This is a genomic window from Pseudomonadota bacterium (genome assembly GCA_026388255.1).
GTDB lineage: Bacteria > Desulfobacterota > Syntrophorhabdia > Syntrophorhabdales > Syntrophorhabdaceae > JAPLKB01.
The window spans coordinates 1-7,538 of record JAPLKC010000020.1 but is presented as its reverse complement, the minus strand read 5'-3'; the positions used below and the strand labels follow the sequence as shown (position 1 = coordinate 7,538).

General features: G+C 45.2%; 8 protein-coding genes. 5 read left to right on the top strand and 3 right to left on the bottom strand.

Going from position 1 to position 7,538, the window contains the following annotated elements; all coding sequences use genetic code 11:
* The 4 genes from NT178_01855 to NT178_01840 all read left to right on the top strand — a co-directional run.
* Positions 1–559 (top strand): branched-chain amino acid ABC transporter permease (locus NT178_01855; GenBank protein MCX5811278.1); only part of this gene is annotated, 559 nt, incomplete at its 5' end.
* 8 nt (positions 560–567) lie between these two features.
* Positions 568–1,518 carry a branched-chain amino acid ABC transporter permease gene (locus NT178_01850; protein MCX5811277.1) on the top strand — a complete coding sequence of 317 codons (951 nt, stop codon included), beginning with the start codon at positions 568–570 and terminating at the stop codon, positions 1,516–1,518.
* Positions 1,519–1,608: 90 nt separating this feature from the next.
* Positions 1,609–2,829, top strand: coding sequence for an amino acid ABC transporter substrate-binding protein (locus tag NT178_01845; protein ID MCX5811276.1), 1,221 nt, complete (start codon positions 1,609–1,611; stop codon positions 2,827–2,829).
* A gap of 122 nt (positions 2,830–2,951) precedes the next feature.
* Positions 2,952–3,464 (top strand): response regulator, encoded by a 513-nt coding sequence (locus NT178_01840; protein MCX5811275.1) that lies wholly within the window; start codon positions 2,952–2,954, stop codon positions 3,462–3,464.
* A 234-nt stretch (positions 3,465–3,698) separates the two neighbouring features.
* Here NT178_01840 and NT178_01835 read toward each other — a convergent pair whose 3' ends face one another.
* Positions 3,699–4,352: a nitroreductase gene (locus NT178_01835; protein MCX5811274.1), complete on the bottom strand. Its 654-nt coding sequence runs from the start codon at positions 4,350–4,352 to the stop codon at positions 3,699–3,701.
* Between the two features lie 146 nt (positions 4,353–4,498).
* Here NT178_01835 and NT178_01830 point away from each other — a divergent pair, with 146 nt between their 5' ends.
* Positions 4,499–4,831, top strand: a complete 333-nt coding sequence (locus tag NT178_01830) for a DUF4404 family protein (protein MCX5811273.1) — start codon at positions 4,499–4,501, stop codon at positions 4,829–4,831.
* A gap of 161 nt (positions 4,832–4,992) precedes the next feature.
* On the opposite strand, the gene sucD is transcribed toward NT178_01830, so the two are convergent.
* Together sucD and NT178_01820 are read right to left on the bottom strand one after the other, a co-directional pair.
* Positions 4,993–5,865 carry a succinate--CoA ligase subunit alpha gene (gene sucD / locus NT178_01825; protein ID MCX5811272.1) on the bottom strand — a complete coding sequence of 291 codons (873 nt, stop codon included), beginning with the start codon at positions 5,863–5,865 and terminating at the stop codon, positions 4,993–4,995.
* 79 nt (positions 5,866–5,944) lie between these two features.
* On the bottom strand, positions 5,945–7,084 hold the full coding sequence (locus NT178_01820) for a succinate--CoA ligase subunit beta (GenBank protein ID MCX5811271.1): 1,140 nt from the start codon (positions 7,082–7,084) through the stop codon (positions 5,945–5,947).
* Between the last annotated feature and the right edge of the window lie 454 nt (positions 7,085–7,538).

The following is a 7,538-nucleotide window of genomic DNA, read 5'->3' as shown; positions in this document are numbered from 1 at the left end:
GGAAAATCTCATGTTTGTGGTATTCACCGGCAACTCGAGGGCGCTTCAGACAAGTTACTCGACTTACGCATTAACCCTGATGGGCATGAAGATCTCTTTTGTCCGCCTCATGGTATTTGTGATGGCCATCCTGGGCGCCACGGGGGTAACTTTGTTTCTCAAAAAGACCCTGTTGGGGAAAGCAGTACGTGCGGCCTCTGAGAACCTGGAATATGCAATGCTGGTCGGCATTACCCCGCATCAGGTTAATACTGTAACATTTGCCTTAGGCATGGGGCTCGCAGGGCTCGCCGGCGTTGCTACGGCAACAACCTATGCATTCGATCCTTTCTCCGGGTTTGTCTTTGGCCTCAAAGCAATGATCGCCCTTGCCTTGGGCGGTATGGGCAATGTGGCAGGAGCCCTTCTCGGGGGAATACTGTTAGGCGTAGTTGAAAGCTACAGCGCCTTTTTTCTCTCAGGAGGATGGGCTGATGTAATTTCCTATGCGGTCTTTCTCCTCGTGCTGATGTTCAAACCGGAAGGCATCTTTTCAAGGGACACGAGCGCTAAACTATGAAAAAAACGATGAGTAAAAAACAACTTATATTGTCTATTATAATCCTGGCAGCATGCGTTGCTGTTCCCCTTATTTTTGATCCTGAGACTTCCTATGTTGTCTACTTTCTGTTCATGGCTTTTATTTACGTCACTCTCTCCCAGGCATGGAATATCGTAGCAGGCTATACAGGACAGGTAACCCTCGGTCTCCACGCATTCTTCGGTCTGGGCGCATATGTTATTGCCATCGGGTGGTCCCGGGAGTTGATCGGCTATCTTGATCCCCTGGGTATGTTTGCCGCCGGGTGTGCCGCTGCAATTCTGGCCATCCTTGTAGGTATTCCGCTTCTCTCAAAGCTGAAAGGAGACTACTTTGCCCTGGGAACCCTGGGGCTTGGAGAAATATTAAGGCTTGTTACGATCCAGGGAGGAGCTTTTACTGCGGGTCCAACAGGTATCCTGCTTCCCTCTTCTTCCTTCAACACCCTCACGCCCCACTATTTCATTGCCCTCTTTCTCGCACTACTTGCCCTCGGCATCACTTACTATATGACCAAATCCAATATAGGACTGGCACTTGTGGCTGTGAGGGATGATGAGACTGCTGCCGCTGCGAGTGGTATCAACATACTGAAGTTTAAGGTCTTAGCCTTCGCAATAGCGGCTTTTCTCGCTGGACTATGCGGAGCGCTCCAGGCCTACTATATTTTCCATGTGGAGCCACAAGGGTTCTACAGCCTAAACTGGACTCTCTATCCTGTTCTCATGTGCGTTCTCGGCGGCGCCGGCACCCTATCCGGCCCTGTCATAGGGGCACTTTTTCTCACTGTTGTCTTCGAAATCGCCAAGTATGCTTTGCCCGAAATTCACCCCATATTCTCAGGACTGCTTATCATTTTTTCGATTATGTTCCTGCCTAAAGGATTGATTGGCCTCAAGCCGGGCAGGATGTTCCAAAGGATAAAAAAGGCTTCATAACGTGCAGTGTTTTAGTGAACGGAAACTAAATAAAAAGGAGGGTGATTAAGACTCATTCAGTACAACAAAATAAAAAAGGAGGATTTGAACATGGTGAAGTTAAGGAGTACATGGTATATCGGACTTTTTTTACTACTGGCGACAGCCTTCTTATTTTTGTCTACCGTCGTTCAGGCAGCGGACAAGAAGGAAATCGTCGTAGGCACGCCACTGCCCATGACCGGTATTTTGTCAATGGAGGCGAGCGAGCAGAAATGGGCTTATGAGCAGGCAATAAAGGATATCAACGCCAAGGGGGGAGTCTTTGTCAAGCAGTTCAAAAAGAAACTTCCCGTAAGACTCGTTGTTGCCGATGCTGAAAGCGATCCTGGCAAAGCAGCAGCAGCCCTGGAAAGGCTGGTTAAGGTTGACAAAGTTGATTTACTGCTTTCAACGTTTACAACAAATTTGTCTTTGCCCACCTGTGTTGCCGCTGATAAACTAAAAAAATACTACCACGTGACGACTCTCTTTCCCGAACTATGGCGACCACAGAAGTTCAAATGGTCTACCCTGTATTTCTTTTCAGTGGTTGAAGGCGCTGAAGTGCCTTTTAAGGTACTCGATACAATCCCCACTGCCGATAAACCAAAGAACATAGCTCTCCTGATGGAAGACACCACAGACGGGAGGGGCTTGGGCGGAGCCCTCCAGGAAGGCGCCAAGAAGTACAAATATGAGATTGCGCTGGCCGAGAACATGGCAGTCGGAGCAAAAGACTACTCCTCCCAGATTCTGAAGCTGAAATCCAAGGGCATTGACGCAGTTATCATGTTTTCTGCCAGCCAGGACGCCATCACATTCGTACGTCAGATGAAAGAGGCTGGACTGAATCTGAAGTACTTCCACGGATACAAAGGAACGTGGACCTCGGACTTCGCGAATGCCCTGGGCAAGGACGCCCAGTATGTCCTCGCTGACGGTTTCTGGTCCGAAGACTTCCCTTACCCCGGTGCGAAAGAGCTCGGAGAAAGGTACTTTAAGCAGTTCAAAAAACGGTCGGTCAGCATAGGACTCTACTATGCGATATGCCAGACTCTCTGGACTTCAATAGAAAATGCCGGCACCCTTGATGGGGCCAAGATACGCCAGGTCCTGACAACCCAGTTCAAGGGGACAACAATGGGCGATATAAAATACAACCCGGACGGAACGGCAATTTTTGATCTTGGTGCGTTTCAGTGGTCGGATGGGCAGCTCAAGACAGTCTATCCTTTTAACATGAGTAAAGGATATAAAGTCAAGGTGGCTCTTCCGTGGGACAAACGGTAAGGTAGAGAAATATCGACTGACGTATGTTTTTTAGGCTTATATCTGACCCCCTGAAAGAGGCCTTGTTGACATGGAAATACTTAATGGAGGCTTGGCCTCTTTCAAAATAAAGGAGGGATATTGTGAAAGAGTCAATTTTAAACAATAAAAGAATTCTTGCAGTAGATGATGAACCGGATATCCTTGAAGTACTAAAGGAGGAAATCCGATCATATGCCCCTAAATGTCAGATAGATACAGCCACGTCTTACGAAAAGGCTTCCGAACTTCTAACATCCTGGACGTACGATGTGGTCATTCTCGACATCATGGGCGTTCGCGGTTTTGATCTTTTGCGCACAGCATCCTCGGGCCCATATCCGATCCCCACAGTAATGCTCACTGCTCATGCCTTATCGCCTGAATCATTCAAACAATCGATTGAGCTGGGAGCTCGTGCATATTTGCCAAAAGAAAGGCTTGGATCAGTAGTTCCTTTTCTTGAAGATGTCCTGACGTACGAATATGGCCATGCCTGGAGACGAATTCTAAAGCTTGTTGAGGGCGTTTTCGTGAAACAATGGGGAGCATACTGGCGGACTTCTGATTCGGCATTTTGGGAAAAATTTGAACAGAAGATTGCCGACAAAAAATAGATTCCTCGGGACAAAACTGCAGGCAGAGTGATTATCTGCGGAAGTTTGTTTTTGTTATCGGGTTGTTATTTTGGCTCATCATTTAAGATTATAAAGAATCTGACTTGAAAGGAGTTCGCTTTTAACTTTTATCTAAGTTTAAATATTGTTAAGAAAATAATCTTTTTTTAATAATAATTTCAGTACAGATATCTTTTCTACATCATACAAGGTCGTGGTGGAATGGTTGTGAATCTATTCAATCCACCTGACAAAGTTTTCAAGACCCTCTCTGGGCGATTTGAAATTATTTATAGGGCTGTTTTGGTCAGGATAACCAAGGGCGACGCCTATAACTACATCCTTGTTTTCCGGTATATCCAGTACCTCTTTTATTTCATCTTCATAAGCATTAATGAGGCCTATAGGACAGGTGTTAAAACCGAGATCATACGCAACAAGCGTAAAATATCCCAGAGCAATGCCGATATCTACAAGGCGTGCCTTGGAGAAGGCATTATCGAGACAGAGTATGACAGCAACAGGAGCGCCATAAAAATTGCAGCTCCCCTCGTTGACAAAACGATTGAAATCCTGACCCATCTGCTCAAGATAGGGGTTCATCAGTTCAAAAGATTCAGTTCCTCTCCTACTGAACGTATTGGCCAGGGGCTTTACATTTCCGGGGCTACAGGATATCTGCTTTTCCCTGTAAGCCTTAATAAGCTTTCTGCTTAGCCTTGCCTTTTCTTCACCCATGACAACAATAAACTCCCAGGGTTGGAGATTGATTGCAGATGGTGCATTTATTACAATGTTTAATATCTCTTCTATCTTTTCTCTCGGAACTATATCCGGATTAAAAGCCCGTATACTCTTTCTTCCCTTAATGGCCTCTATTAATTCCATATTTATTCAGACCTCCATGTATATGATGTGAATAACATACCATATTTTGTTCACAGCTCAAGGTTTTTTAAAAGGTGTCTTGAACGGTTGAGCAACTAATGTTAGAATAATCACGGTAAGTAACTTCTAAAGGAAGGAATAAAGACATGTTGGAAAAAACTATTACCAATATCGAAACAAACATTAAAAATGCCGGATCAATAGGAGAAAAGGACAGGGATGATTTATTGAAATTGTTATCAACCCTGAAATCCGAGGTCCTGGAACTTTCAAAAACCCATGCCGAATATGCTGAAAGTATCACGGGCTTTGCCAAGGTTTCTACCCATGAAGCAACACGGGTAAAGAAGAATCAAAACCTCATAAAACTGTCACTATCAGGATTGACCTCATCAATTGACGAACTTGAAAATACCCATCCGAAGCTCGTAGAAACTGTAAACAAAATCTCCCAGATACTGGCCAATATGGGTATATAAGGCTTTTTTATGTTTTATATAAAAGTTTTCAGGTAGGATATTAAGGAAATGTAACTTTTTCTTGACCAAAGTGTGCCGCGTAAAGGCCCGCCTTGCGGGCGTGGCAATAAGTGCTTATCATAATTACCAATTCAAATAAATAAAAAGAAAATTCTGAAGTTTTATTTTAGATCGTGTTTCTTAGCCCACTGTGCAACATGTATGGGACTTTCAAGGACTTCGGCTCCTGCTGCACGCAATGCCTCGTGTTTGCCGTCTACCGTTCCTGATGATCCACGCACAATAGCGCCTGCATGACCCATGCGTTTGCCTTGCGGAGAGTGACGGCCCGCAATATATGCAGCAACAGGCTTTGTCATTCTTCTGGAAATAAACCCGGCGGCCTTTTCTTCCTGTTCTCCACCCACTTCACCGACAACAATAACTCCGTCAGTACCTTCATCTTCCTGGAAGAGTTCAAGAATATCGGCAAGGTTCCTCAGGACAACCGGATCGGCGCCCATGCCTACAACAGTGCTTTGCCCGACATGGCCTTCTGAGAGAATGCCCGCAAATTCATAAGAAAGTGTACCGCTGCGGGAAATAATCCCTACGCGACCAGGCGCAAACAATGAAGCGGGCATAATACCCATTTTCCCCTTTCCGGGGACAAGAATACCGGGAGTTGTTGGTCCGAGGGCAAAAACACCCTTTTCGATGGCATAATCCCGCATTCTTATAACATCCTTTACAGGGATATATTCAGGAACAATGACAATAAGCTTGATCCCTGCGTCGATGGTTTCCAAAAAAGCATCGAGGACAAAAGCTGCCGGGACAAAAAAAACCGATGCGTTTGCCCCTGTCTCTCTCACAGCCTCTTCAACACTGTCAAAAACCGGCAGGCCTTCAACGGCAGATCCCCCTTTGCCCGGGGTAACTCCGCCGACGACCTTTGTTCCATATTCGAGCATCCAGTGTGTCTGGGCGCTTCCGATGCGACCGGTAATACCCTGTACGATAACACGGGTAGAATCATTCATTAATATGCTCATGGGCAGACCTCGATATAACTTTTATCTTTTGATATTTGAAAAAATGTACTTGAACTTGTCAAGGAAAGATAAAATCTCATCAGTTTCCTCCAACCAGTTCGTAGAGCTTATCGATAGCCCTTTCAGTTGCCACCTCGGTGACTACATGTACGCCTCCTGAACGAAATATTTCCCATGTCTCTTCCTGGCGGTTTCCGAGGGCTTTGGCAACAATTGGAATTTTAACATTATGTTCCTGTATATAACGGACTACACCTTTGGCGCCTTCATGAATAGGGTTTATACCACCGTAGACATTGATGAATATCGCTCTGAGTCCGGGCTTCATCATGAGAAGTTCCATGCACCGGTATAGCAGATCAGCCGTAATGCCTCCTCCGGTTTCAAGAAAATTGGATGGTTTCATTTTCTCACCGATAATATCCATAGAGGCCATGCCAAGACCTGCCCCTGAAGAAATTAGCCCGATATCCCCGTCGAGATCCACATAGGTAACACCGATCTCCCTGCCTCTGCGCTCAAGGGGGTTCTCAATCCGATCAACACGATCAGGGAGAGGGAAACGAATCCTTGACAGGGCAGAGTCGTCAACCTCCAGCACTGCATCAACGGCAATCAATCCACCGTTTGGAAGGACAACAAGAGGATTTATCTCGGTAATAAGCGATTCGTAACGCAACGCCACAGCATATAACTGGCTGATTACATCTGTCCATGCAGTAATAAGCTGTTGCTTGAGTCCGAGCATTTTCAAAAGGCTGCGCGACAGATAAGGATAGTACCCGAAAGAGGGGTCAATATGGATTGCTGCAATTTTTTCCGGCGATGTCCTTGCCGTTTCCTCGATAAGCATGCCGCCTTCGGTGCTGGCCACAATAACCGGTTTACCGGAATAACCATCAACGGTTATACCCAGATACAATTCTTTTGCAACCTCAACTTTCTCGCAGACAAGTATCTTGTGTACAGGCAACCCCTTGATATCTGAGTTAAGCAGCGCTTCGGCCATTTCTTTCAACTCATCCGGCGTTGATGCAGTCTTGATGCCACCGGCAAGTCCACGGCCACCAACCAGTACCTGTGCTTTCAACATAACAGGATAACCAATTTCTCCGGCCACATGGAGTGCTTCATGCATACTTCCTGCAACACCACGGCGCGGTACCGGGATACCATTCTGTTCAAAAATGTCTAATGCCTCATATTCATGAAGTCTCATAGTTATCCATATTCCTTTAATTAGTTTTTAATGCCTATACATATATTGATATCTATGCAACATGCAAGTATAAAATTGCCATCGCATGATGTCAATGAAAATAATTGTATATTTAATTATATTTTGAATCAGGCAATATTACTAAATGAACCTCCCAGCGACTGAGCTGCGAGGTTTCCCCTCACCCTGCCCTCTCCCGCAAGGGGCGAGGGAATGTGGTTGCCCCGAAGCAGAGCTTCGAGGAATCCGTTGATTGAAACTACACTATAATAATAAGCGTTTTGTTTTAAATATGGTTCCCTGAGAAAAGGTATTCCGGAACAAATAATACAGATGGTATGACAAAATAAATTTAAAATAATATTAAAATTTAATTGCATATTTAATTTAATTGATGTAGTATTTCGCATGACAAAGAAAATAGAAAACGTAAAACACCAGGAAGACAGCAGCC